Genomic DNA, 2,476 nt, shown 5'->3' on the forward strand with positions numbered 1-2,476 from the left:
CCGCCCCGAGGGAGCGGACCGGGCCTCCGGTCAGGCGTCGGAGCCTCAGTGCGAGTGGCCGTGACCGCCGTGCGAGTGACCGGCCTCGGCCTCCTCCTCCTTCTTCTCCACCACGAGGGTCTCGGTGGTGAGGAGCAGGGAGGCGATCGAGGCGGCGTTCTCCAGGGCCGAGCGGGTGACCTTGACCGGGTCGATGACGCCGGCCTTCACCAGGTCGCCGTACTCGCCGGTGGCGGCGTTGTAGCCCTGGCCGGCCTCCAGCTCGGAGACCTTGGAGGTGATGACGTAGCCCTCCAGGCCGGCGTTCTGGGCGATCCAGCGCAGCGGCTCGTGCAGCGCCTTGCGGACCACGGCGACACCGGTGGCCTCGTCACCCGACAGGCCCAGGCCGTCCTCCAGCACCTTGGCGGCGTGGACCAGGGAGGCGCCACCACCGGCGACGATGCCCTCCTCGACCGCGGCGCGGGTCGCCGAGATGGCGTCCTCCAGGCGGTGCTTGCGCTCCTTGAGCTCCACCTCGGTGGCGGCGCCGACCTTGATGACGCAGACGCCGCCGGCCAGCTTGGCCAGGCGCTCCTGCAGCTTCTCGCGGTCCCAGTCGGAGTCGGTCGCGGCGATCTCGCCCTTGATCTGGGCGACGCGGCCGGCCACGGCCTCGGCGTCACCGGCACCGTCGACGACGGTGGTCTCGTCCTTGGTGATGGTCACGCGGCGGGCGGTGCCCAGCACGTCCAGACCGACCTGGTCGAGCTTGAGGCCGACCTCCTCGGAGATGACCTGGCCACCGGTCAGGACGGCCAGGTCGCCGAGGATCGCCTTGCGGCGGTCGCCGAAGCCCGGGGCCTTGACGGCGACGGCGTTGAAGGTGCCACGGATCTTGTTCACGACCAGGGTCGACAGCGCCTCGCCGTCGACGTCCTCGGCGATGATCAGCAGCGGCTTCGAGGCACCGCCCTGGAGGATCTTCTCCAGCAGCGGCAGCAGCTCCTGGATGGAGGAGATCTTGCCCTGGTTGATCAGGATGTACGGGTCCTCCAGGACCGCCTCCTGCCGCTCCGCGTCGGTGACGAAGTACGGCGACAGGTAGCCCTTGTCGAACTGCATGCCCTCGGTGAAGTCCAGCTCCACGCCGAAGGTGTTCGACTCCTCGACGGTGATGACACCGTCCTTGCCGACCTTGTCGATCGCCTCGGCGATCAGCTCGCCGACCTGGGTGTCCTGCGCGGAGAGGGACGCGACGGCGGCGACGTCGTCCTTGCCCTCGATCTCGCGGGCGATGGAGAGCAGGTGCTCGGAGACGGCGGCGACGGCCTTGTCGATGCCCTTCTTCAGGGCGGCCGGGCCGGCACCGGCGGCGACGTTGCGCAGACCCTCGTTCACCAGGGCCTGGGCCAGCACGGTGGCGGTGGTGGTGCCGTCGCCGGCGACGTCGTTGGTCTTGGTGGCGACCTCCTTGACGAGCTGCGCGCCAAGGTTCTCGTACGGGTCGTCCAGCTCGACCTCGCGGGCGATGGTGACACCGTCGTTGGTGATGGTCGGGGCGCCGAACTTCTTGTCGATGACGACGTTGCGGCCCTTGGGGCCGATGGTCACCTTGACGGTGTCGGCCAGCTTGTTGACACCGCGCTCCAGCGAGCGGCGGGCGTCCTCGTCGAACTGCAGGATCTTCGCCATGTTCCCTATTCCCTCGGGGCTACGACCGGGCCACCGGCCGCCGAACTACGTGAACCAACGACCACGCCCCGGGCCCCTGTCACTTGGGACACGGATCCGGGGCGGGTCGGAACGTCTTACTTCTCGATGATCGCGAGGACGTCGCGGGCCGAGAGCACCAGGTACTCCTCGCCCTGGTACTTGACCTCGGTGCCGCCGTACTTCGAGTACAGGACGATGTCACCCACGGCGACGTCGAGCGGCAGACGCTGGCCGTCCTCGAAGCGGCCCGGGCCGACGGCCAGGACGACGCCCTCCTGGGGCTTCTCCTTGGCGGTGTCCGGGATAACCAGGCCGGAGGCCGTGGTGGTCTCGGCGTCGAGCGGCTGGACCACGATGCGGTCCTCGAGCGGCTTGATGGCAACCTTGCTGCTGGTGGTCACGTCCGAGCTCCCCTTCGGAGATTACGGGGTTTTCTAACGGGTAGGGGCGATCCTGCGAGCCTGCCGTCGCGGGGGTCAGGCACACGTCGTCGCGTTAGCACTCTCCAGGTGGTGAGTGCCAAGGACGACCATAGGGCCGTGTTAGCACTCAGTCAACCAGAGTGCCAACGGCGCGCCCCCGCAGACCCCGGAAGACGGACCTGGGGACCCCGGACGACGGATGAGTAGTCGTACTCATGTGCGGCCCGGCCCCGCTCGACAGACTTGTGGCATGACTCCGATCCCGGTCCGCATCGGCCCGTCCCGGCTCAAGGACGCCTCGCTCGCCCTGCCGACCCTGCTCCTGCTGGGGGCGGCGCTCCCGGTCGCCGCCTTCTACC

The 2,476-nt window shown here is 69.3% G+C and carries 2 protein-coding genes; both read right to left on the reverse strand.

All coding sequences use genetic code 11. From position 1 onward, the window contains the following. Positions 1 to 45 precede the first annotated feature (45 nt). Positions 46 to 1,674 (reverse strand): chaperonin GroEL, encoded by a 1,629-nt coding sequence (gene groL, locus ACFRMQ_RS40115; RefSeq protein WP_380735846.1) that lies wholly within the window; start codon positions 1,672 to 1,674, stop codon positions 46 to 48. Between the two features lie 116 nt (positions 1,675 to 1,790). After that, complete coding sequence (gene groES, locus ACFRMQ_RS40120) at positions 1,791 to 2,096, reverse strand: co-chaperone GroES (RefSeq protein WP_014136232.1); 306 nt, start codon at positions 2,094 to 2,096, stop codon at positions 1,791 to 1,793. Between the last annotated feature and the right edge of the window lie 380 nt (positions 2,097 to 2,476).

This window comes from Kitasatospora sp. NPDC056783, from assembly GCF_042789895.1.
Classification (GTDB): domain Bacteria; phylum Actinomycetota; class Actinomycetes; order Streptomycetales; family Streptomycetaceae; genus Kitasatospora.

Excerpts from the sequence above, each read along its gene's own strand:
- groL (WP_380735846.1), bottom strand. The coding sequence starts at position 1,674 with ATGGCGAAGATCCTGCAGTTCGACGAGGACGCCCGCCGCTCGCTGGAG.